The 21,173-nt window shown below is 70.5% G+C and carries 19 protein-coding genes; 7 read left to right on the top strand and 12 right to left on the bottom strand.

The window, feature by feature from the left end:
* The first annotated feature begins 609 nt into the window (after positions 1-609).
* Positions 610-999, top strand: coding sequence for a VOC family protein (locus ACFVRO_RS15815; RefSeq protein WP_223586872.1), 390 nt, complete (start codon positions 610-612; stop codon positions 997-999).
* Positions 1,000-1,393: 394 nt separating this feature from the next.
* On the opposite strand, the gene ACFVRO_RS15810 is transcribed toward ACFVRO_RS15815, so the two are convergent.
* On the bottom strand, positions 1,394-1,939 hold the full coding sequence (locus ACFVRO_RS15810; RefSeq protein WP_386953988.1) for a hypothetical protein: 546 nt from the start codon (positions 1,937-1,939) through the stop codon (positions 1,394-1,396).
* Between the two features lie 50 nt (positions 1,940-1,989).
* Entirely contained in the window at positions 1,990-3,984 is a 1,995-nt protein-coding gene (locus tag ACFVRO_RS15805) for a thiamine pyrophosphate-binding protein (protein WP_386953985.1), read from the bottom strand.
* A gap of 201 nt (positions 3,985-4,185) precedes the next feature.
* Between ACFVRO_RS15805 and ACFVRO_RS15800 the strand changes: the two genes are divergently transcribed.
* Genes ACFVRO_RS15800 through ACFVRO_RS15790 form a run of 3 tightly spaced genes read left to right on the top strand, consistent with a single transcriptional unit; the run spans position 4,186 to position 7,633 of the window.
* Positions 4,186-5,871: a circularly permuted type 2 ATP-grasp protein gene (locus tag ACFVRO_RS15800; protein WP_386953982.1), complete on the top strand. Its 1,686-nt coding sequence runs from the start codon at positions 4,186-4,188 to the stop codon at positions 5,869-5,871.
* Positions 5,865-6,791, top strand: coding sequence for an alpha-E domain-containing protein (locus ACFVRO_RS15795; RefSeq protein ID WP_105676644.1), 927 nt, complete (start codon positions 5,865-5,867; stop codon positions 6,789-6,791). Before ACFVRO_RS15800 ends, ACFVRO_RS15795 begins: the two co-directional genes overlap by 7 nt.
* Positions 6,788-7,633 carry a transglutaminase N-terminal domain-containing protein gene (locus ACFVRO_RS15790; RefSeq protein WP_386953980.1) on the top strand — a complete coding sequence of 282 codons (846 nt, stop codon included), beginning with the start codon at positions 6,788-6,790 and terminating at the stop codon, positions 7,631-7,633. Before ACFVRO_RS15795 ends, ACFVRO_RS15790 begins: the two co-directional genes overlap by 4 nt.
* Here the strand turns inward: ACFVRO_RS15790 and ACFVRO_RS15785 are convergent.
* Entirely contained in the window at positions 7,617-8,438 is an 822-nt protein-coding gene (locus ACFVRO_RS15785) for a class II glutamine amidotransferase (RefSeq protein ID WP_386953977.1), read from the bottom strand. The genes ACFVRO_RS15790 and ACFVRO_RS15785 overlap by 17 nt on opposite strands.
* Positions 8,439-8,506: 68 nt before the next feature.
* Here ACFVRO_RS15785 and ACFVRO_RS15780 point away from each other — a divergent pair, with 68 nt between their 5' ends.
* Positions 8,507-9,016: a phosphoribosyltransferase gene (locus tag ACFVRO_RS15780; RefSeq protein ID WP_223586868.1), complete on the top strand. Its 510-nt coding sequence runs from the start codon at positions 8,507-8,509 to the stop codon at positions 9,014-9,016.
* Between the two features lie 30 nt (positions 9,017-9,046).
* Here ACFVRO_RS15780 and ACFVRO_RS15775 read toward each other — a convergent pair whose 3' ends face one another.
* From ACFVRO_RS15775 to ACFVRO_RS15740, 8 genes are all read right to left on the bottom strand, one after another.
* Positions 9,047-10,570, bottom strand: coding sequence for an ATP-dependent DNA ligase (locus ACFVRO_RS15775; RefSeq protein WP_386953974.1), 1,524 nt, complete (start codon positions 10,568-10,570; stop codon positions 9,047-9,049).
* 239 nt (positions 10,571-10,809) lie between these two features.
* A complete protein-coding gene (locus ACFVRO_RS15770) occupies positions 10,810-11,580 on the bottom strand; it encodes an enoyl-CoA hydratase/isomerase family protein (protein ID WP_386953971.1) in 771 nt (256 codons plus the stop codon).
* A gap of 13 nt (positions 11,581-11,593) precedes the next feature.
* Positions 11,594-12,757, bottom strand: a complete 1,164-nt coding sequence (paaE, locus tag ACFVRO_RS15765; RefSeq protein ID WP_386953969.1) for a 1,2-phenylacetyl-CoA epoxidase subunit PaaE — start codon at positions 12,755-12,757, stop codon at positions 11,594-11,596.
* Positions 12,757-13,284: a 1,2-phenylacetyl-CoA epoxidase subunit PaaD gene (gene paaD, locus ACFVRO_RS15760; RefSeq protein ID WP_386953966.1), complete on the bottom strand. Its 528-nt coding sequence runs from the start codon at positions 13,282-13,284 to the stop codon at positions 12,757-12,759. Before paaD ends, paaE begins: the two co-directional genes overlap by 1 nt.
* Positions 13,278-14,111 (bottom strand): 1,2-phenylacetyl-CoA epoxidase subunit PaaC, encoded by an 834-nt coding sequence (gene paaC, locus ACFVRO_RS15755; RefSeq protein ID WP_386953963.1) that lies wholly within the window; start codon positions 14,109-14,111, stop codon positions 13,278-13,280. Before paaC ends, paaD begins: the two co-directional genes overlap by 7 nt.
* Positions 14,108-14,413, bottom strand: a complete 306-nt coding sequence (gene paaB, locus ACFVRO_RS15750) for a 1,2-phenylacetyl-CoA epoxidase subunit PaaB (RefSeq protein ID WP_386954496.1) — start codon at positions 14,411-14,413, stop codon at positions 14,108-14,110. Before paaB ends, paaC begins: the two co-directional genes overlap by 4 nt.
* Positions 14,413-15,393 carry a 1,2-phenylacetyl-CoA epoxidase subunit PaaA gene (paaA, locus tag ACFVRO_RS15745; RefSeq protein ID WP_344011773.1) on the bottom strand — a complete coding sequence of 327 codons (981 nt, stop codon included), beginning with the start codon at positions 15,391-15,393 and terminating at the stop codon, positions 14,413-14,415. Before paaA ends, paaB begins: the two co-directional genes overlap by 1 nt.
* Before the next feature lie 230 nt (positions 15,394-15,623).
* Positions 15,624-16,043: a pilus assembly protein CpaE gene (locus ACFVRO_RS15740; protein ID WP_386953959.1), complete on the bottom strand. Its 420-nt coding sequence runs from the start codon at positions 16,041-16,043 to the stop codon at positions 15,624-15,626.
* Between the two features lie 69 nt (positions 16,044-16,112).
* On the opposite strand from ACFVRO_RS15740, the gene ACFVRO_RS15735 reads away from it, so the two are divergent.
* Positions 16,113-18,221, top strand: coding sequence for a RecQ family ATP-dependent DNA helicase (locus ACFVRO_RS15735; RefSeq protein WP_386953957.1), 2,109 nt, complete (start codon positions 16,113-16,115; stop codon positions 18,219-18,221).
* Between the two features lie 31 nt (positions 18,222-18,252).
* On the opposite strand, the gene paaK is transcribed toward ACFVRO_RS15735, so the two are convergent.
* On the bottom strand, positions 18,253-19,548 hold the full coding sequence (gene paaK / locus ACFVRO_RS15730; RefSeq protein WP_386953954.1) for a phenylacetate--CoA ligase PaaK: 1,296 nt from the start codon (positions 19,546-19,548) through the stop codon (positions 18,253-18,255).
* Between the two features lie 185 nt (positions 19,549-19,733).
* Here paaK and ACFVRO_RS15725 point away from each other — a divergent pair, with 185 nt between their 5' ends.
* Positions 19,734-21,143: an aldehyde dehydrogenase family protein gene (locus tag ACFVRO_RS15725; RefSeq protein ID WP_386953951.1), complete on the top strand. Its 1,410-nt coding sequence runs from the start codon at positions 19,734-19,736 to the stop codon at positions 21,141-21,143.
* Positions 21,144-21,173 lie beyond the last annotated feature (30 nt).

Raw genomic sequence — 21,173 nt, 5'->3', positions numbered from 1 at the left:
TCCGGATCTGGGGGCGGCGTCCGGATCTCGGGGCGCCTGGGACTGGAGTTCGGGGCTTGAGCGGCTCGCGGCGGAGTCGGGGTGTGGGGGTGGAGGGGGCTGTGTTGCAGCGGTGTGTGGCTCGGGTGGCTGAAGTCCGGAGGATCGACCGAGTTACGGATGCTGTCGGTTGGTGTGTCCGGATCTCGGGGCGGCGTCCGGATCTCGGGGCGGGCGCGGCTTGAGGTCTGAGCGGGGAGGGGTGTGAGCGGGGCATGGCGGAGAAGCTGTGCGGTGGTGGAGGGCGCGGGTGGCTGAAGTCCGGAGGATCGACCGAGATACGGATGCTGTCGGCGGGTGTGTCCGGATTCGGGGGCGGCGTCAGGATCTCGGGGCGGGCGCGGCCTGCGACCGGGGCGCTGAGGGACTGAGGGGCTGAGGGGATGCGGTCAGAAGGTCTTGGGCCGCAGCCTGAGAGGGTGAGCTGTCGAGGGCTGAGAAGGCGCCGGAGGGGCGATGCGGCGTCGGATGCACGGTCAGTGGAGGCGCGCGGAAGGGGGTGTCGCTATGTCGGAGGCCCCGCGTACCTTGGTCGCAGGCGGGAGATGCCCGCGATGGAGGGTGTGTGCGATGACCTGGAAGATCGAGCTCATCTTCGTGCCGGTGACCGATGTCGACCGCGCGAAGGACTTCTACACGAAGATCGGCTTCAATCCCGACCACGATCAGGTGCCCTATGAGGGGCTTCGGTTCGTGCAGATGACCCCTCCGGGGTCGGCCTGTTCGATCGCTTTCGGCACCGGTCTCGACATCCCGCTCGAGCCGGGGCAGCAGAAGACGATCCAGGTGGTCGTTCCGAACGCCGACGAGGCGAAGGCGCAGCTCGAAGCGGTCGGCGTCACGACGCGCGGCGTCGAAGACCTCGGGTGGGGTCGCTTCGTCTGGTTCGACGACCCCGACGGCAACACGTGGACCCTGCAGGAGCTGCCCGACTACGCGGCGGCGAACCAGCAGGCCTGAGAGCAGCCGCGTCGGCCCGATGCGGTTCGTCCCCTGTTGAAGGGGCGCTCGAACCGGTTGACCTCTGCGGTCCAGTGAGCAGTTCCGGAACGCAGAGGTCATCCGACCGACTCAGCCGAGGCTCGACCTCAGTCGAGGGTCGATTCAGTCGATGATGGAGCTCAGTCGAGGCTCGACCTCAGTCGAAGGCCGACCTCAGCCGAGGATGGAGCTCAGTCGAGGACCGATCGCGGCCGAGGACTGATTTAGTCGAGGACTGACTCAGTCGAGGCTCGACCTCAGTCGAAGGCCGACCTCAGCCGAGGATGGAGCTCAGTCGAGGACCGATCGCGGCCGAGGACCGATTCAGCCGAGGACCGACTCAGCCGAGGACCGACTCAACCGAGCGTCGATCTCAGTCGAGAATTGACTCGATCAGTTCCGACTCATCGGAGTGGATCATCTGCATGAAGGGCAGGAGCACGGTCACGGCGAAGAGCGTGGAGGCCGGGTCTGCGATCATGCCCTCCGGATCTGCGTCGATCGTGACCGTCCCGCTCAGGTCGTCGATGTTCCAGCGTGCGGCGAGGGCGCCATCGACCTTGACCTCGACCGAGTCGTCCCAGTCCTGTCGGGCGAGGTAGTCGTGGCCGTCGATCCTTCCGTCCACCGCGAAGTAGAGCAGGTTCTCGCCGAGCCGGTCGCTCAGCCGGTCCTCGCGATCGTCTCGGCGCACCAGGTAGTCAGGACGTACGAGCCGCTTGAGCCAGGACCGGCTGAAGCTGCCGATCCCCACTGTCGTCGGCGTCGCACCCTCCGACTCGAAACAGAACGTCCCTGCCGTCTCGGCTCCGGTGATCGTGCCTCGGCTGATCACCCCGACGAGGGCGCCGGTCTCCGTGCGGACCTCGATCGCCTTCATCGTGGTGATGAGCGTGCTCAGGACGCTGGGGCGGAACACGTAGCGCATGCTTCATCTCACCATGCGGAACGCGACCTGCGTCGGCGACCTCAGGAGTTCACGCGGATGATCTCCTGCTGGTACGGCGCGATGACATCGCCCGAGATCCGCAGGTCGAGGAGCAGGAAGCGACGGCTGGCAGCATCCTCCCGCGCCCACTCGCCGAGACGGTCGAGGTCGGCGAGGGTGCGCACCACGACGCCCTCCGCGCCGACCGCCGCGCCGAACGCTGCGAAGTCGACCTCGGGGATGCGCATCGGCCCCTCGGCGAGGCCCTTCAGCCCGTAGAGGTTCACCTCGGCGCCGTAGGCGGCGTCGTTCCAGATCACGGCGATGCCCCGTCCGGCCGCCGCGCGCACAGCGGACTCGAGGTCGGCGATCGCCATGAGGCCGCCGCCGTCACCGCTCGTGAGCACGATGGTCGACTCCCGGCGCGCGAGCGCGGCGCCGACGACGCTCGGCCAGCCCTGACCGATCGACTGGAAGGCGGTGCCGACCATCATCATGCGGTCGGGAGCAGCGACGGGCCAGTACATGTTCGCCCATCCGATGAAGTGGCCGCCGTCGGACACGACCACGCGGTCCTCCGGCAGCAGCTCGGCGATGCGTCGTGCCGCCGAGCGGGGATCGAGCCGTCCGTCCGGGGCGAGGTCGTCGCCGGTCTCGTATGCGCGCGAGCCGGCCACGTCGACCGTCTCCCGCCAGGCGCGGGCGGGCATGACACCGGGCGCGGCGTCGGATGCGGCATCGGGCATGGCTTCGGATGCGGCATCGGGCGCGGCCTCGGATGCGGCACTGGGCATGGCTTCGGATGAGGCACTGGGCACAGCTTCGGATGCGGTACCGGGCACAGCTTCGGATGTGACATCCAACACACCGCGGGCATCGGTGATCCGCCCGGCGTGTCCGGTCTCCGCTCCGAAGCTGTGCCCGGCAGGCCCGGCAGGCCCGCCAGTCCCGGCAGTCTCTGCTCCGAAGGCAGGCCCGGCAGGCCCGGCAGTCTCTGCTCCGAAGGCAGGCCCGGCAGGCCCGGCAGGCCCGGCAGGCACGGCGGACGTGGCGGATGCCGCGGCCATGCGCGTCACGAGCTGCTCCGCCGCGACGCGGGCGTCGGCCCGTACGAAGCCGCCGACGTGCGGGTGGGTGGCCGCGGGGGCGGTGTCGATCTGGAAGACGCGGGTTCCGGGCGCGAACAGCTCGCCGAAGCGCATCGTGAACTGGTTCAGCGACGCGCCGAAGACCACGGCGACGTCGGCGGTGCGGACGAGCTCCATGGCTTCGTCGGCGCCGAAGCCGCCGGTCACGCCCAGGTCGTACTGCGTCTCGGGGAAGACGCCGCGGCCGAGCGCCGACGAGGCGGTCAGCGCTCCGGTGAGGGCGGCGAGCTCGCCGAGCGCTGATCCGGCGCCGGCCAGCCAGGCGCCGCGCCCTGCGAGAAGGAACGGGCGCTCGGCGCCGCGCAGGGCGTGCGCGATCTCGTCGAGCATCCCCTCGGCGAACTCACCGCGCGGAGCGAGCGGCGCGGGGATGCGCGGAGAGGGCGCCGGCGGCACGTCACCGGCCTCGAGGGCGGCGACGTCGTAGGGGATCGCGAGCACCACGGGCACGCGGTAGGTCAGGGCGTGCTCGATCGCGATGACGGTGGTGGCGGCGGCATCCGCCCGTCCGACCGTGTAGGTGCGGGCGCCGACGGCGGAGGCGAGCGCGATCTGGTCGACGTCCCATGGACGAGGACCGGAGGTGGGCTCGTCGCCGACGACGAGCACGAGCGGCACGTGCGCCTGCACGGCCTCGGCCAGAGCGGTCAGCGTGTTGGTGAAGCCGGCGCCGTACGTCGAGGTGCCGGCGGCGATGCGCCCCGAGGCGCGGAAGTGCGCGTCGGCGGCCACGACGGCGCCCTGCTCGTGACGGACGGCTGTGAAGACGGCATCCGTCTGCGTCTCGATGGCGTCGAGGAAGTAGGCGTTGCCATTGCCCATCACGCCGAAGACGGCGTCGATGTGCTGGGCGAGGGTGAGGGCGACGTGCGCGGAGACGGTGGGCATGCGAAAGCCTTTCGAGACAGGGACGGAGGATGCTGTTCCGTATGTGTCTCGCCCCCGCTGCGATGCGGGGTGCTTCGTGCCTCTTTTTCAGGCACCGGCCTCGTCAGAGCCGGACCCGTCGATTCTAGCGCGAGAGGGCCCGACTCGGCGCCGTCTCGCGACCGTAACATCGCGGAAACCGCGACGCGGAAGCATGCGGTCATGGAGTCGCTGTTCAACGGATACACCTCACGACGGAGCGCGGTGCGGACCGGGCCTGGACCCTGGGACGAGATGTTCCCGGCTGCGCCGGACGGAGAGGTGCGCGGCCCCTATCGGGATCTGTACCCGGCCCTGGCCGGGATGGACGACAGCGAGCTGCGGGCGCGCACGGACGCGCTCGCCAGCAGCTACCTCGCCCAGGGCGTGACCTTCGACTTCGCGGGGGAGGAGCGCCCGTTCCCGCTCGACGTGGTGCCGCGCGTGGTCGCGGCGGACGACTGGCTCTACGTCGAATCCGGTGTGAAGCAGCGGGTCAGGGCGCTGGAGGCGTTCCTCGCCGACGTCTACGGCCCGCAGCTCGCCGTGCAGGACGGGGTCATCCCGGCATCCCTCATCAGCTCCTCCTCGCATTTCCACCGTCAGGCGGCGGGCATCGTCGGGGCGAACGGCGTGCGCATCCACGTCGCCGGGATCGACGTCATCCGTGACGAGGCCGGGGCGTGGAGGGTGCTGGAGGACAACGTCCGCGTGCCGAGCGGCGTCAGCTACGTCCTTGCGAACCGGCGGGTCATGGCGCAGACCCTGCCCGAGCTGTTCACCAGCCTCCGCGTACGGCCCGTCGTCGACTACCCGGGGCGCCTGCTGCAGGCGCTGCGTGCGGCCGCGCCCGAGGGCGTCGATCACCCGAACGTCGTGGTGCTGACCCCGGGGGTGCACAACTCGGCCTACTACGAGCACACCCTTCTCGCGCGGATGATGGGCGTCGAGCTCGTCGAGGGGCGTGACCTGTTCTGCTCAGGCGGACGGGTCTGGATGCACACGACCGCAGGCCCCACGCGCGTCGACGTGATCTACCGGCGTGTGGATGACGAGTACCTCGATCCGCAGCACTTCCGCCCCGATTCGGTGCTCGGCGCCCCGGGGCTCATGCTGGCGTCGCGGCTCGGCACCGTCACCATCGCGAACGCGGTGGGCAACGGCGTCGCCGACGACAAGCTCGTCTACACGTACGTCCCGGCCCTGATCCGATACTACCTGGGTGAGGACCCCATCATCCCCAACGTCGACACCTGGCGGCTGGAGGAGCCCGCCGCTCTGGAGGAGGTGCTGGATCGGCTCGATGAGCTCGTGGTGAAGCCGGTCGACGGGTCAGGGGGCAAGGGCCTCGTCGTCGGGCCTGATGCCTCCCGCGCCACGCTGGAGGAGCTGCGCCGCGCCCTCCTCGCGGACCCCCGCGGGTGGATCGCCCAGCCGGTGGTGCAGCTCTCCACGATCCCGACGCTCGTCGAAGACGGGTTCCGTCCGCGGCACGTCGATCTGCGCCCCTTCGCGGTGAACGACGGCGACGACGTGTGGGTGCTCCCCGGCGGACTGACGAGGGTCGCCCTGCCGGAGGGGCAGCTCGTGGTGAACTCCAGTCAGGGCGGCGGCTCGAAGGACACGTGGGTGCTCGACCCCTCGCTGTTCACCGGGCCGACGACGCTCGCCGGGGCACCGGACCCGGCATCCGACGAGGTCTCGCTCGCCACCGGAGCGATCGCCGTGGTCGCGCCTCCCCGCGAGGACCCGCACCCTCCGTTCCTCTCGTCCCCGCAGGACGAGGACGTCGAGGCGCGGCACCACCAGCAGCAGCAACAGCAGCAACAGCAGCAACAGCAGCAACAGCAGGGAGGTGCGTCGTGCTGAGCCGCATCGCCGAGGCTCTGTTCTGGATCGGCCGCTACGTCGAGCGCGCCGACGGCACCGCGCGCATCCTGGACGTGCACCTGCAGCTGCTGCTGGAGGACCCCTGGGTCGAGGAGGACACGGCGTGCCGTGCGCTCCTGTCGGTCATGGGCACCAGCGCCGAGCCGGACGTCGTGCTGAGCCGCGACGATGTCGTGCGCCTGCTCGCCCTCGACAGGGAGCACACCGCATCCATCGCGCACTCGATCGCCTCCGCTCGGGAGAACGCGCGGCGCGCCAGGGAGATCATCTCCACCGACCTGTGGGAGACGCTCAACGAGTCCAACGCGCGGATGCCGCGTCGCATCGCCTCCGACAAGACCCACCCGTTCTTCCGCTGGGTGCGCGACCGCTCCGCCCTCGCGTTCGGGGTGGTGGACTCGTCGACCAGCCGCGACGAGGCCTGGCACTTCTTCGTGCTCGGGCGGTCGATCGAACGCGCGGACATGACCGCACGCCTCCTCGCCACCCGGTCGCTGACCGACGCCGCAGGACCCAGCTGGACGACCTTGCTGCGCAGCTGCGGGGCATACGAGGCGCACCTCCGGAGTCACAGGGCGATGCCGACGGCGGCGTCCGCCCTCGAGTTCCTGCTGGTGGATCGGCTGTTCCCCCGGTCGGTGCTGTCGAGCATCCTGCAGGCCGAGGACTGTCTGCGCGGCATCGACCCGGCGGGCGCGTTCGGAGCACCCGACCGCGCGCACCGCGTGCTCGGACGGATGCGGTCGGAGCTGGAGTACCGGCCGATCGGCGACATCGTGCATCGCCTGTCGGAGAGCATGGAAGAGGTGCAGGTGGGGATGTCGATGGCGAGCGACGCGATCAGGGAGCGCTACTTCCCGTCGATCGCGATGCCGGTGTGGATCGGAGAAGCGCTGTGAGCCGGCTGCGGATCGTGCACAGGACCGGGTTCCGCTACGAGAAGCCGGCGACCGCGTCGTACAACGAGGCGCGGATGCTGCCGCATTCGCGCGATGGGCAGTTCGTGCTGCAGGCGAGCCTGGAGATCACGCCGACCGCCACTCAGCACTCCTACGCGGACTACTGGGACACGAGGGTCTCCACGTTCGAAGTGCTCACGCCCCATCAGCTGCTGTCGGTCACCGCGACGAGCGTGGTGGACGTGCGGCCCGCCCCGGCCGCGACGGCGTCGATCGACTGGGACGAGCTGGCCGCCCGCATCCCGCTGTCGCTCGCGCTCGCCGAGTGCGTGGCGCAGACGCCGGCGACCGAACCCGATGACGAGATGCGCGACCTGGCCCTGCGCATCGAGGCGGAGGGCGGCGACGTCGACGAGACGGCCTTCGAGATCTGCCGGACGGTCGGGGAGGCGATGGAGTACCGGCGAGGGGTGACCGGGGTGAGCTCCACGGCGCGAGACGCCTGGCCGACGCGTTCGGGGGTGTGCCAGGACATCGCCCACGTCGCGCTCGGGGTGCTGCGAGCGGCCGGCATCCCCGCGCGGTACGTGTCCGGGTACCTGCACCCCGACCCCTCAGCGGGGATCGGGCAGCCGGTGATCGGCGAGTCGCACGCCTGGGTGGAGTGGTACTCGGGACAGTGGCGCGGATACGACCCGACAAACCTCGTCGAGATCGGGGAGTCTCACGTGTACGTGGGGCACGGACGCGACTACGGCGACGTGGCTCCGCTGCGCGGGGTCTACGCGGGGCCGAGCGCCTCGGAACTCTTCGTCTCCGTCGAGATCACCCGGCTCGAGTGACGTCCGACTCGGCGCTGTGCAGCAGCACCGTCGAGGCGGTGAGGTCGTCGAGGCGGATCGTCGTGACCGACTCGGGCGGCAGGGCCTCCCAGTCGTAGCCGGAGACCCCCGTGGAGCCGATCAGCAGGGCGCCGTCGTGCGTGCGCGTCCAGCGCAGAGCGAAGTAGTCCTCGTTGTGCTCCTCGGGGAGAAGCGGATGCTGCGCGATCTCGTCGAGGTCGTCGTCGGAGAGCACGCTGCGTGCGCTCGCGCGCACCACGACCATCTGCTCCCCGTCGAGCATGATCGCATTGAGGCTCGCGAGGGGGAAGACCTCGCGCAGCATGCGGGCCGTATCTGCCGTCGCCGCGGAGAGCGGGATGCCGAGCGCGAGCCGTTCGCGGATGAGGGCGAAGTACATCTCGCTGTCGGTCTCCCCGGTCATCTCGGCGAGGCTCTCGGGGGAGAGCAGGGCACGGGCGCTCTCGATCGGCTTCAGCGAACCGTTGTGCTCGAAGGCCACGGCCCCGCGGAGGAAAGGGTGAGCGTTGCGGTCGGCGATCTCGATGCCCGCCGTCGCCCACCGCAGGTGCACCATCGCAGCTCGGGCCATCGTGGTCGCCGTGCCCTCGAAATCGGGGTCGGAGACCGCCGAGAGAGCGGACTTGCGCACCACGGGCGTCTCGCCCGGGCGTTCGACCCCGGCCCAGCCCCAGCCGTCTCCGTGCAGGCGGGCGAGGGAGATCAGGCGCTCCATACCGGTGTCGCCGAGCTCGCGGCGCACCGACGACGGGGTGGGGGAGACGAAGGCGAAGAGGCGGCACATGGTCCTTCGTTTGTAGCGCATCCTCCGACCCGGCGGCGCGATGCCCGTGCATGAGCGAGAATGTACCGGTGACTGATGCATCGAACGAGCGCGAGACGCTCACCTGGGACGGCTTCGGATCCGCGACGCGCGACCTCGCGCGCAAGATCCTCGACAGCGGCTTCGAGCCGGAGGTCGTCGTGGCGATCGCTCGGGGCGGGCTGCTCCCGGCCGGCGCCATCGCGTATGGGCTCGGTGCGAAGAACTGCGGCGCGATCAACGTCGAGTTCTACACGGGCATCGGCACGGTGCTCGACGCTCCGGAGGTGCTGCCCCCAGAGCTCGACATGGCCTACCTCGACGGACGTCGCGTGCTCCTCGTCGACGACGTCGCCGACTCCGGGCGCACCCTTGCGCTCGCCGTCGAGCTGCTGAAGGAGAAGGGCGCCGACGTGCGCTCCGTCACCATCTACACGAAGCCGTCGACGATCATCCAGCCCGACTACGCCTGGAAGGACACCGATCTCTGGATCAACTTCCCGTGGTCGTTCCAGGGCACGGTGCGCGAAGAGGACCTGGGGCTCGCTCCCTCCGCCTGACGCGGGCCGTCGCGCGCGGACACGCGGGACTCACCCGCGCAGCAGAGCGCGCAGGGTCTGGATCGTGTCGGCGCCCTCGGGGGTCTTGTCCGGTCGGTAGCCCTTGACGCGCGCGAAGCGCAGGGCGAGTCCGCCCGGATACCGCGGTGAGCGCTGTACGCCGTCGATCGCGATCTCGACGACCAGTTCGGGGCGCAGGAAGACAGCGGATGCCGTGCGCCTCTCCTCGTGCTGCGGAAAGGTCTCCGTCTGCCAGCGGAGCAGCTCGTCGGTGAGCCCTTTGAAGGTCTTGCCGACCATCACGAAGCCCCCTGGCTCGCCGAACTCGCCGTCGGGATCGCGTGCGCCGAGGTGCAGGTTCGACAGCCAGCCGCGGCGGCGCCCCGACCCCCATTCGGCGGCGAGCACCACGAGGTCGTACGTGAGCACCGGCTTGACCTTGACCCAGGACTTCCCGCGCCGACCGGCTGCGTAGGGCGAGTCGATGCTCTTGACCACGACGCCCTCGTGGCCGGCGGCGAGAGCATCGCGGGAGAGCCGCTCCGCGGCGTCGGCGTCGCCCGTGACGATGCCGGGCATCCGCCAGCGCTCGGCGACCCGATCGAGTTCGGCCAGCCGCACCGAGAGCGGCTCGTCGATGAGGTCGCGTCCGTCGACGTGGAGCAGGTCGAAGAACCAGGGTCGCAGCGCGAGATCGCGCGAGGCATCGGCGCCGAACCGCGACATGGTCTCCTGGAACGGGCGCGGGCCTCCGTCTTCATCGAGCGCCAGGGTCTCGCCGTCGAGGATGAGGTCGTGCGCCGGAAGGCCGCGCACGATCTCCACGATCTCGGGCACGCGGTGGGTGATGTCGGCGAGGCTGCGCGTGAACACGCCGACCTCGTCTCCGTGCCGATGCACCTGGATGCGCGCGCCGTCGAGCTTGTACTCGACCGACGACTCTCCCGTCAGCTCCAGCGCCGCCGTCGGCGTCGCGGCGGTCGAGGCCAGCATCGGCAGCACGGGGCGGCCCACGACGAGGCCGACGTCGTCGAGCTCATCGGGGGTGCCGGTGAGGGCGATCACCGCGGTGATGCCGAGGTCGCCCGACAGCATCGCCGCGCGGCGGACGGCGGCGGGAGGGCGGTCGGATGCCCGCGCGATCGCATCGAGCAGGACGCCCGCGAGTGCGCCGGTGCGCAGCTCGCCGAGCATGGAGCGGGCGAGGAAGTCCCACTCCGCCGCGGTCGCGCGAGAGGCGAGCTCGACGAGGAGGTCGTGCCTGGCCGACACGGATCCGGCTCCGGACGCGGCGGCGAGCCCGTCGAGGGCGGTGTCGACCTCGCCGACCGTCAGCGCCGCGGCATCCGCGTGCACGACGTCGAGGTCCATGAGGGTGCGCCACCCGACGCCGAGCCGCCCCTGCCGCGGAGCCGCGAGCAGCAGGCCGATCAGCGCCGGCGCCTCGTCGGGGTCGGCTTGCGCGATGACCCGCGCCAGGGCATCGATCTTCGCCAGGCGCGACGCGGTCGCGCCGGCCTCGTCCGCCGCAGAGACGACCTCACCGAGCTTCATCCCCGAATCATCCCACCGGCATCCGACATCCGCAGTCCGTGTCCCGCATCCGCACCTGGTGTGCGTGCCGCGCACCTGGTGTCCGCCCTCGCATCCGCGCCCGACGTCCGCCCCTCGACCGAACCCTGTCGCCCAGCCTCCCACTCGTGCCGATCAAGGATGGATCAGAAATGCTCCCGAGACGACGCGCTCAGCGACGTCTCTGATCCATCCCAGGCGTGGGTCAGGGGTCAGGCGTGTCAGCGGCCGCGGAACTCCGGCTTCCGCTTCTCCTGGAACGCCGCGAAGCCCTCGCGGTAGTCGTCGGTGTCGCAGAGCGCGGCCTGGGCGGCGTTCTCGATGCCCACCGCATCCCACAGCGCGAGGCGCTCGTCGCGGATCCGTGCGACGAGCCGCTTGCTCGCGAGGAACGCGGCCGTGGCTCCGCGGGCCGCAGTGGTCGCGGCATCCGTCGTCGCCTGCGCCACCTCGTCGTCGGGGAGCACCCGGGAGAAGAGGCCGGACTGCACCGCCTCCGTGCCGCTCATCAGACGCCCGGTGTAGATGAGATCGAGCGTCTTGTGGGCGCCGAGGCGGTCGAGGAAGAGCGCGTGGCCGCCCGAGTCGAGCGTGGCGCCGAGAGCCGCGAACGGCGAGCCGATCTTCGCGGACTCCGCCACGTACACGACATCCGTGGCGATGAGGAGCCCGAGTCCCACACCGAGGCATGCTCCGTGGGCGGTGGCGAAGGTCGGCGCGGGGAACCGCGACATCCGCTGCAGCAGCGGGGTCACGAGGCCGTCGAGGTAGCCGATGACGTCGTCATCCCTCGGGTCCACGCCGGAGATGTCGCGGCCGGCGCAGAACGCCCGGCCCTCGCCGCGGAGCACCAGGGCGCGCACGCCGGCGGCCTCCGCCTCGTCGTAGGCCATGCCGAGGCCGTGCAGCGCCTGCTCGTCGAGCGCGTTGAGGCGCGACGGCGCGTTCAGCACGATGGTGGCGACGTCGTCGTGGATGCTCAGGTCGATCATCGGATGCTCCGCTTCACACGTCGTAGTCGACCACGACGCGGTCGCTCGTGGGGTGGGACTGGCAGGTGAGGACGTAGCCGCGTTCGAGCTCGTCCGGCTCCAGGGCGTAGTTCTCGGTCATGGTCACACTGCCCTCGATGACCCGCGCGCGGCACGTGCCGCAGACGCCGCCCGCACACGCGAACGGGGCGTCGGGGCGCACCCGGAGCGCGGCGTTCAGCACGGACTCGTGCGCGTCGACGGGGCTCTCGACGGTCGAGGAGACGCCGTCGAGGTTGACCTCGATGCGGAACGTCTTCTCGCCCTTGCGCACCTCGACAGGGCGCGCGGTGCGCAGCGGCTCGTCGCCGGTCGTGAACAGCTCGAAGCGGATGTGCTCGCGGGCCACCCCGACATCCGCGAGCACCTCGCGGCACAGGTCGACGAGAGACAGCGGGCCGCACAGGAACCACTCGTCCACATCGGTCGGATCGATGAGCACCCGCAGGATCGTCCGCAGCTTCTCCTCGTCGATGCGGCCGGAGAGCACCGGCGCCGTGCGCTGCTCGCGCGAGAGCACGTGGTGCAGCGTGAGCCGGGTGGGGTAGCGGTCCTTGAGGTCGGCCAGGTCCTCCAGGAACATCACGTCGAGCGTCGACCGGTTCGTGTAGAGGAGCGTGAAGCGCGAGGTCTCCGAGCGCGTCAGCACGGTGTGCGCGAGCGCCATGAGCGGCGTGATGCCGGAACCCGCGGCGATGCCGACGACATGGCGCTGGTCGAGGTCGTCGAGACCCGAGGTGAAGGTCCCCTGCGGGCTCATCACGTCGATGCGGAAACCCGGATGCAGCCCGGTCTGCGCCCAGGTCGAGAACAGCCCGCCCTCGTCGCGCTTGACGGCGACGCTGAGACGCGTGGGCTGCCCCGCGCCCCTGTGCTCCGGCGCGCGGCACAGCGAGTACGAGCGCCGCACCTCGACGCCGTCGAGGGTCGTCCTGAGCGCGACGTACTGGCCGGGCAGGTGGTCGTAGTCGTCGGCGAGCTCAGCGGGCACGGCGAACGTGACCTCGACCGCGTCCTCGGTGAGCGGACGCACGTCCTCCACCGTGAGCGTGTGAAAGCGAGCGCGCGTGCGCTCGCCGGAGGCGCCGCGCGAGGGGGCGGATGCCGGGGCGGTGTGAGCGGAGGCGAACAGCGACATCAGTGCACCTTGAAATGGTCGAAGGGCTCGAGGCACGCACGGCACTCGAAGAGCGCCTTGCAGGAGGTCGAGCCGAAGCGGGAGACTTCACGCGTGTCCAGCGACCCGCATCGCGGGCAGCGCACGCTGAGGGCGAGCCGGATGGGACCGGTCGACACGGCGGCGCGGCCGGAGGGCGGGGCGATGCCGTACTCCGTCAGCTTCTGCTTGCCGGCATCCGACATCCAGTCCGTGGTCCAGGCGGGGGAGAGCACGAGTCGCACGTCGACCTCCGCGTACCCCGCGGCGGTGAGAGCGAGGATCACGTCGTCGCGGATCGCGTCCATCGCGGGGCAGCCGCTGTAGGTGGGCGTGATGTCGACGCGCACGGCGTCTCCGTCGACCTCGACGGCACGCAGCACGCCGAGGTCCTCGATGGTGAGCACCGGCACCTCCGGGTCGGCGACGGATGCCGCGATCCGCCACGCATCGTGATCCCGGCCGTCGAGCGAGGGAGCCTGCGACCGGGCCTCGCTCGCGGTCACCATGTCGCCCCCGGGTGCCGGCGGGCGAGCACCTGCATCTCCGCGAGGAGGTGGCCGAGCGGGGTCACGTGGGCTCCGTGCCGACCGCCGGCCGACGATGCGGCGACGGCGGGCGTCGACAGCTCTGCCTCGGCGAAGACGGTGTCGATGACCCCGTCGACACCGGCACGCAGCGACGACGGACGCACCGCGGCGCCTCCGAGGCGGTCGATCAGGGGCTCGTCGCGGAACAGCTCCTCGACGTACGGCCAGACGTCGCCGAACGCGCGGACGATCCTGGTCCGCGACTCCTCCGTGCCGCCGGCCAGACGCAGCACCCACTGCACGGCGTGGTCGCGGTGGTAGTCGACCTCCTTGAGCGCCTTCTCGGCGATCGCGGCGAAGGTCTCGTCGGTGCTTCCGCGCAATGCGGAGTACAGCTCGAACATGTAGGTCGCGACGATGAACTGCCTCGCGATGGTCTGTGCGAAGTCGCCGTTCGGCTGCTCGACGATCCAGGCGCAGCGGAACTCCGGCTCGTCGCGGAAGTAGGCCAGGTCGTCTTCGCTGCGGCCGTCGAAGGATCCGGCGTAGCGCAGCAGCGAGCGGGCGTGGCCGAGCAGATCGAGGGCGATGTTGCCGAGGGCCACGTCCTCCTCCAGCTCGGGGGCGTTCGAGATCCAGGCGCCCAGCTGCTGCGAGAGGATCAGCGCGTCATCCCCGAGCCACAGGGCGTACTCGGCGATGTCGGCGGATGCCGCGATCGCCCCGGATCCGGCGAGCTCGTCGCTCAGCCGGAGCTCGTCGACGGAGACGTCGCCGTGGACGTCGCCGTGGATGTCGTCGCTCACAGGTGCGGCACCCCCTCGGATGCCGTGTAGTACACGGCGTGGCGGTAGTTCTTGCCGGCGGGGCTCTCGAAGTACGCGCCCTTCGCGTCTGGGTCGCTCGTCGTGATCGCGTCGGCGGGCACCGCCCAGATCGACACGCCCTCACCGCGCCGCGTGTAGAGGTCGCGGGCGTTGCGGATCGCCATGTCGGCATCCGGAGCATGCAGGGAGCCCACGTGCACGTGGCTGAGTCCGCGGTTCGCGCGCACGAAGATCTCCCAGAGAGGCCAGGTCTCGCGCTCGTCGGCGCCGGGGGTCGCCATCACGCCGCCATCCCTTCGGTCTTCAGTGCCTGCTTGCGGGCGTACTCGGCCGCGGCCTCACGCACCCAGGCGCCCTCCGCGTGCGCCGTGCGGCGGCGCTCCAGTCGCTCGGCGTTGCAGGGGCCGTTGCCTCGGAGCACCTCGAAGAACTCGTCCCAGTCGATCTCGCCGATGTCGTACTGCCCGGTCTCGTCGTTCCAGCGCAGATCGGGGTCGGGCAGGGTGATGCCGAGGATCTCGGCCTGCGGCACGAGCATCCCCACGAAGCGCTGGCGCAGCTCATCGTTGGAGAAGCGCTTGATCTTCCACTTCATGGACTGCGCGGAGTTGGGCGACTGGTCGTCGGGCGGCCCGAACATCGCCAGGCTCGGCCAGTACCAGCGGTTCACGGCATCCTGCGCCATCTGCCGCTGCTCCTCGGTGCCCTGCATGAGCGTCAGCAGGATCTCGAAGCCCTGCCGCTGGTGGAAGGACTCCTCCTTGCAGACGCGCACCATCGCGCGTCCGTACGGGCCGTAGGAGGCGCGGCACAGCGGCACCTGATTGCAGATCGCGGCACCGTCGACGAGCCAGCCGATCGCGCCCATGTCGGCCCAGGTCGGGGTGGGGTAGTTGAAGATCGAGGAGTACTTGGCCCTGCCGCTGATGAGCTGGTCCATCATCTCGTCGCGGGTGATGCCGAGGGTCTGTGCGGCGGAGTAGAGGTAGAGTCCGTGGCCGGCCTCGTCCTGCACCTTCGCCATGAGGATCGCCTTGCGCTTGAGGCTCGGCGCGCGGGTGATCCAGTTGCCCTCCGGCTGCATGCCGATGATCTCGGAATGCGCGTGCTGCGAGATCTGACGGATCAGCGTCTTGCGGTAGGCGTCGGGCATCCAGTCCCGGGGCTCGATGCGCTGCTCGTTCGCGATGAGCTCGTCGAACAGGCGCTCCTCGTCGGAGAGCTCCTCGTTCACGAGGGAGAGGTCTGCGGGGCTGGTCATCATCGACTCCTCAGGGTCCGGCCTTCTTTACTGACCGTTCGTTAGGTAATTCTGACACGGCGCGTCGTCACACGCAAGACAGAGCCCTCCGCCGTGCTCGGGCCGGCGCTCCAGAACTCCGGAGAAACCGGAGATGCGAGAGCTGCCTCTTCTGCGCAGTGCGTGAGCCGAGCGGTATCCGGATGGCCGGCGCCGCCCGATCTCCGGAGTCCCGGAGCGGGAGGGGAGGGTCAGTGCGAGCGGGAGATCAGTTCCAGAAGCGCCCGGCCGTACGCCTCCGCGGGATCCGGATGCTCGAACGCCAGCGTCTCACCGGCGATCTCGATCTCGACGAGGAAGGCGTCGCTGAGGCGGGTCAGGCGACGGAAGGTGCCGCGGAGGAGGTCGCGCAGCTGATCCTCTCGGGGCAGCCACACGGCGTCCGCGAGGGTCACGGCGTCGAGCGCCCACTCCGTCGTGCCGTTGAACGCGAGGTCGGTGCCGCTCGGGGTCTGACGCGCCTCGATCGTCATCTCGCTCACCGTGAAGATGTCGGCCTCCGCCTCGAGCTCCACCTCATCGGGCAGATCGAGCTGGAAGCGGTCTCCCTCGGCGGGGTGCCACACCAGCCCGGCCTCGCGCAGGGCGACGGCGAGCTCACGGGCGATCATGGGTCAACGGTAGAGCATCGACATCCGCGCGTCGCCGACGATGTCCGCGACGTGAGGCAGAGTGGGGACATGACCTCTCCGCTCTCCGGCGACACCCGCACCGCCGCACTCTCCGCACTGCGCGAACTGGTCGGGAGGGCGGATGCCGAGTTCCACAACGGGCAGTACGAGGCCATCGAGGCCCTGGTCGAACGCCGTCGTCGCGCGCTCGTCGTGCAGCGGACGGGGTGGGGCAAATCGGCGGTGTACTTCGTGGCGACCCTGCTGCTGCGCAGGCAGGGCGCGGGGCCGACCGTGCTCGTCTCACCGCTGCTGGCGCTCATGCGCGACCAGATCGCGGCCGCCGAGCGTGCGGGCGTGCGCGCGGTCGCGATCAACTCCACGAACGCGCACGAGTGGTCCGATGTGCTCGCGCAGCTCGACCGCGACGAGGTCGACGTGTTGCTGGTGTCGCCGGAGCGGCTGAACAACCCGTCCTTCCGTGAGGAGCGGCTGCCCGCGCTTGTGCGCCGCATCGGCATGCTCGTGGTCGATGAGGCGCATTGCATCAGCGACTGGGGTCATGACTTCCGCCCCGACTACCGGCGCCTGCGCGACCTCATCGCGCAGATGCCCGCCGACGTGCCGGTGCTCGCGACGACGGCGACGGCGAACAGCCGCGTCGTCGCCGATGTGGCCGAGCAGCTCGGCACCGGCGAATCGGATGCCGAGGTGCTGACCATCCGCGGCGCCCTCGCACGCACGTCGCTGCGGCTGGGCGTGCTGCGGCTGCCCGATTCGGCCAGTCGTCTCGCCTGGCTGCTCAGCCACCTCGACGATCTGCCCGGCTCCGGCATCATCTACACGCTCACCGTCGCGGCGGCCGTCGACACCGCTCGGCTGCTGCGCGAGCGCGGTCACGAGGTGCGCGCCTACACGGGGCAGACCGACGCCGACGAGCGCGAGGAGTCGGAGGGCATGCTCAAGCGCAACGAGGTCAAGGCGCTCGTCGCCACGAGCGCCCTCGGGATGGGCTTCGACAAGCCCGACCTCGGCTTCGTGCTGCACCTCGGAGCCCCGTCCTCTCCCGTGGCGTACTACCAACAGGTCGGTCGCGCCGGCCGTGCGAGCGAGAGCGCCGACGTGCTGCTGCTGCCCGGCGTCGAGGACCGCGACATCTGGCACTACTTCGCCACCGCGTCGATGCCCGACCGGGAGCGTGCCGAACGGGTGATCGCCGCCCTCGGCGACACCCCGGTCTCGACCCCGGTGCTCGAGGCGATGGTCGACATCCGGCGCACACCTCTGGAGCTCCTGCTCAAGGTGCTCGACGTCGACGGCGCGGTGCGGCGGGTGCAGGGCGGATGGGTGGCCACGGGCGAGCCGTGGATCTACGACGCCGAACGATACGAGCGGATCGCGGCGGAGCGCCTCGCCGAGCAGCGCAGCATGCTCGACTACGAGACGACGGCAGGCTGCCGCATGGAGTTCCTCCAGCGCGCTCTCGACGATGACACCGCGGTCCCGTGCGGACGCTGCGACAACTGCGCCGGCGCGTGGTTCCCTCGCGACATCGAGGAGCGGGCGACGGCCGCGGCATCCGAGTCCCTCGATCGGGTCGGCGTGCCGATCGAGCCACGACGAGCCTGGCCGACCGGCGCCGACGGGCTGGGTGTTCCCGTGAAGGGGCGCATCGCACCGGCCGAGCAGGCGGCCGAGGGGCGTGCGCTGGCGCGGCTCACCGATCTCGGCTGGGGAGGAGCGCTGCGAGACCTGTTCGGCGCGGGGGCCGCGGATGCCGTGGTCCCGCCGCAGCTCCTCGCCGGGTGCGTGCGCGTGCTCGCCGGGTGGGGATGGGAGCAGCGGCCGGTCGCCGTCGTCGCGATGCCGTCGCGCTCCCGCCCGCAGCTGGTGGACTCCCTCGCCCGCGGCATCGCGGAGATCGGCCGGCTGCCGTACCTCGGCGAGCTGGGGCTGGTCGGCGGAGGACCGACCGGTCAGCCCGGCGGCAACAGCGCCTTCCGCATCGCTGGGCTCTGGGAGCGGTTCAGCGCCGAGGGACTCGACGTGCCGGATGGGCCGGTGCTGCTCGTCGACGATCAGGCCGACAGCCGCTGGACCCTCACGATCGCCGCCCGCGCTCTCCGCCAGGCCGGTGCCGCCGAGGTGCTGCCCTTCGTGCTGGCCCTGCGGGGCTGATCGGCAGCGCGGGGCGGATACGCAGGAGACCTCAGCGCAGGTCGTACACGCGCTTGTACTTGCCCTCGCTGCGGGGCAGCGTGCCAGGTTCCTCGACCTGCACCTCGACGCTCGTTCCGATGTGCATCTTGATGCGGTGCCTGAGCACGGCGGCTGCGCCCTCGCACTCCTCGGCGCTCAGCGAGGGATGCCGCTCGATCCGGACGGTCAGGGAGTCCATTCGCCCGGCACGGTGCAGCTCGAGGATGAAGTGCGGCGTCAGGGTCTCGATGCCGAGCACGATCTCCTCGATCTGGGTGGGGAACAGGTTCACACCGCGCAGGATGATCATGTCGTCGTTGCGGCCCGTGATTTTCTCGATCCGACGCACCGCAGGGTAGGTCGTGCCGGGCAGCAGTCTCGTGAGGTCGCGCGTGCGGTAGCGGATCACCGGGAACGCCTCTTTGGTGAGCGACGTGAACACGAGTTCTCCGAGCTCGCCATCCGGCACGGTGGCTCCCGTGTCGCCGTCGATGGTCTCCGGCAGGAAGTGGTCCTCCCAGATGTGCGGACCGTCTTTCGTGAGCACGCTCTCGCTCGCGACGCCGGGGCCCATGACCTCGCTGAGGCCGTAGATGTCCACGGCGTCGATGTTCAGGCGCCGCTCGATCTCCCGGCGCATCTCGTTCGTCCACGGCTCCGCCCCCAGCACGGCGACCTTCAGCGAGGTCGCGGCGGGGTCGAGGCCGGCGGCTTCCAGAGCATCCGCGATCGTGAGCAGGTAGCTCGGCGTGCACAGGATCGCATCGGGTTCGAAGTCGGTGATCAGCTGCACCTGCCGCGCGGTCTGGCCTCCGGAGATCGGGATGACCGTGGCGCCGAGCCGTTCGATGCCGGCGTGCGCGCCGAGGCCGCCGGTGAACAGCCCGTAGCCGTAGGCGTTGTGCACCTTCATGCCCGCGCGGATGCCCGCGGCGTGCAGTGACCGCGCGACCAGGTCGCTCCAGCGCTCCAGGTCACCCTCCGTGTAGCCCACGACGGTCGGTCTGCCGGTGGTGCCCGACGAGGCGTGGATGCGGCGCACATCGGCCATCGGCACGGCGAACATGCCGAACGGGTAGGTCTCGCGCAGATCGGCCTTGGTCGTGAACGGGAGCCTCTGGACATCGGCGAGCTCCCGGATGTCGTCGGGATGAACACCGTGCTCGTCGAACTTACGCCGGTACAGCGGCACGTTGTCGTACGCGTGGCGCACGGTCCACTGCAGGCGGCGCAGCTGCAGCTCGGCGAGCGCATCGCGCGAGTGCAGCTCGGTCTCGGTCCCGATCTCGGGAAGCACTGAGGTCATGGTCGACTCCTTCGTCGCAGGGGCGGCATCTTCATTTTCAGCGGGTGTCGGTCGGGCGTGATCTGCCGTACACGTACGCCGCTGTGCCGCGGATGCATGAACGGGTGCGGCCCCTGTCGCGGGCGGCGGCCGGCTCGTAGGCTCGCCGCAATCGGACGGAGCCGTCCGCGGAGAAGGAGGATGCTGTGACCACGACGACGACGCTCCTGGAGGAGATCAGCGCGCCCGAGGGGATCGGTCGGCCGATCCCCGACGCCGCGACCCGCGAGGTGATCGCGCACGCGCCGGTGCACACCACGGAGGACCTGGACAGGGCCATTGCCGACGCTCGGGCGGCGCAGCCGGGCTGGGCCGCTCTCGGTCACGCCGAGCGGAGCCGCATCCTGCACGCGATCGCCGACGAGATCGAGGCGAACGCGGAGGAGCTCGCGGTGCTGCTCTCGCGCGAGCAGGGCAAGCCGCTCAACGGCCCGAACGCGCGCTTCGAGGTCGGCGCGTGCGCGCTCTGGACCCGCGCCGCCGCCGACACCCCGATCGAGCCCGAGGTCGTCTTCGAGGCCGGCGAGTCGAGGGCCGAGGTGCACTACGAGCCGCTCGGCGTCGTCGGCGCGATCGGCCCGTGGAACTGGCCCATGATGATCTCTGTGTGGCAGATAGCGCCCTCGCTGCGCATGGGCAACACCGTGGTCGTGAAGCCGAGCGAGTACACGCCGCTCTCGGTGCTCGCGCTCGCCGCCGTGTTCAACCGGCACCTGCCCGAGGGCGTGCTGACCGTGGTCTCGGGCGACCGCGAGGTGGGCGCGTCGATCGCGGCGCACCCTGGGCTGGACAAGATCATGTTCACCGGATCGACGGAGACGGGGCGCCGCATCGTGGAGGCCTCGGCGCACAACCTCGCGCGGCTCACGCTCGAGCTGGGCGGGAACGATCCGGGCATCATCCTGCCGGGCACCGACATCGCCGCCATCGCCGAGAACCTGTTCTGGGGCATCTTCCTCAACACGGGTCAGACCTGCGCGGCCCTCAAGCGGCTGTACGTGCACGACTCGCAATACGAGCAGGTCGTGGAGACGCTCGCGAACCTCGCCGCGGCGATGCCGAGCGGCAACGGGCTCGACGAGGCGAACGTGCTCGGCCCCCTGCAGAACGAGAAGCAGTTCGACATCGTGCGCCGGCTCGTGGATGACGCGAGGGCGCGCGGCGCCCGCATCGTGACGGGCGGAGCAGCCGCGCCCGAGCACGGACCGCTGTTCTACCGGACGACCGTCGTCGCCGACATCGACGACGGCGCCCCGCTGGTCGACGAGGAGCAGTTCGGTCCCGTGATCCCGGTGATCCGCTACTCCGAGGTCGATGATGCGGTGCGCAGGGCGAATGCGTCGTCGCAGGGCCTGGGTGCGTCGGTGTGGTCGTCGGATGCGGATGCCGCGACCGAGGTCGCCCGTCGGGTGCAGGCCGGGACGGTGTGGATCAACCAGCACGGTGCGATCAACCCGAATGTGCCGTTCGGCGGCATCAAGGCCAGCGGCTACGGGCAGGAGTTCGGCGTCGCCGGTCTCAAGGCCGTCGCCGCTCCCCAGGTGATCCAGCGCTGAGCCTCTGGAACGCGCGGATGGGCCGGGGTC

The organism is Microbacterium sp. NPDC057944, assembly GCF_042887445.1.
Taxonomy (GTDB): domain Bacteria; phylum Actinomycetota; class Actinomycetes; order Actinomycetales; family Microbacteriaceae; genus Microbacterium; species Microbacterium natoriense.
Note: the sequence above shows the minus strand (reverse complement) of the source record. Positions and strands in the feature narration are given on the sequence as shown.

What these genes read in the sequence shown, in the direction of transcription:
- ACFVRO_RS15815 (WP_223586872.1), top strand. Translation starts at nt 610, where the DNA reads ATGACCTGGAAGATCGAGCTCATCTTCGTGCCGGTGACCGATGTCGAC.
- ACFVRO_RS15805 (WP_386953985.1), bottom strand. Translation starts at nt 3,984, where the DNA reads ATGCCCACCGTCTCCGCGCACGTCGCCCTCACCCTCGCCCAGCACATC.
- ACFVRO_RS15800 (WP_386953982.1), top strand. Translation starts at nt 4,186, where the DNA reads ATGGAGTCGCTGTTCAACGGATACACCTCACGACGGAGCGCGGTGCGG.
- ACFVRO_RS15785 (WP_386953977.1), bottom strand. Translation starts at nt 8,438, where the DNA reads ATGTGCCGCCTCTTCGCCTTCGTCTCCCCCACCCCGTCGTCGGTGCGC.
- ACFVRO_RS15775 (WP_386953974.1), bottom strand. Translation starts at nt 10,570, where the DNA reads ATGAAGCTCGGTGAGGTCGTCTCTGCGGCGGACGAGGCCGGCGCGACC.
- ACFVRO_RS15770 (WP_386953971.1), bottom strand. Translation starts at nt 11,580, where the DNA reads ATGATCGACCTGAGCATCCACGACGACGTCGCCACCATCGTGCTGAAC.
- paaE (WP_386953969.1), bottom strand. Translation starts at nt 12,757, where the DNA reads ATGTCGCTGTTCGCCTCCGCTCACACCGCCCCGGCATCCGCCCCCTCG.
- paaD (WP_386953966.1), bottom strand. Translation starts at nt 13,284, where the DNA reads ATGGTGACCGCGAGCGAGGCCCGGTCGCAGGCTCCCTCGCTCGACGGC.
- paaB (WP_386954496.1), bottom strand. Translation starts at nt 14,413, where the DNA reads ATGGCGACCCCCGGCGCCGACGAGCGCGAGACCTGGCCTCTCTGGGAG.
- paaA (WP_344011773.1), bottom strand. Translation starts at nt 15,393, where the DNA reads ATGACCAGCCCCGCAGACCTCTCCCTCGTGAACGAGGAGCTCTCCGAC.
- ACFVRO_RS15740 (WP_386953959.1), bottom strand. Translation starts at nt 16,043, where the DNA reads ATGATCGCCCGTGAGCTCGCCGTCGCCCTGCGCGAGGCCGGGCTGGTG.
- ACFVRO_RS15735 (WP_386953957.1), top strand. Translation starts at nt 16,113, where the DNA reads ATGACCTCTCCGCTCTCCGGCGACACCCGCACCGCCGCACTCTCCGCA.
- paaK (WP_386953954.1), bottom strand. Translation starts at nt 19,548, where the DNA reads ATGACCTCAGTGCTTCCCGAGATCGGGACCGAGACCGAGCTGCACTCG.